This is a genomic window from Cupriavidus sp. SIMBA_020, from assembly GCF_046535395.1.
GTDB classification, from domain to species: domain Bacteria; phylum Pseudomonadota; class Gammaproteobacteria; order Burkholderiales; family Burkholderiaceae; genus Cupriavidus; species Cupriavidus campinensis.
The window spans coordinates 1-235 of sequence record NZ_JAWRWU010001700.1 but is presented as its reverse complement, the minus strand read 5'-3'; the positions used below and the strand labels follow the sequence as shown (position 1 = coordinate 235).

General features: G+C 77.4%; 1 pseudogene. It reads right to left on the bottom strand.

What is annotated here, in order from left to right:
• Positions 1 to 235: pseudogene (locus SB751_RS35400) on the bottom strand (damage-inducible protein); the annotation flags it as partial.

The following is a 235-nucleotide window of genomic DNA, read 5'->3' as shown; positions in this document are numbered from 1 at the left end:
CGTGCGGCGCGAGGCGGGCGGCGTGGCGCCCGGCGGCCGCACCCAGTACACCTGGCGCGCGGGCAGGCCGGCCAGCCCCGCCGCCAGCCCGGCGGCATTCGGAAGATAAGGCGGATTGACGAACGCCACGCGCCGCCCCGCCGCATCCAGCGTGCGCAGCGCCGGTATCAGCAGGCGCAGTTCGCCCACGCCGTCGTGGGCAAGCAGCAGCTCGGTGACAGCGCCCGCCGGCCAG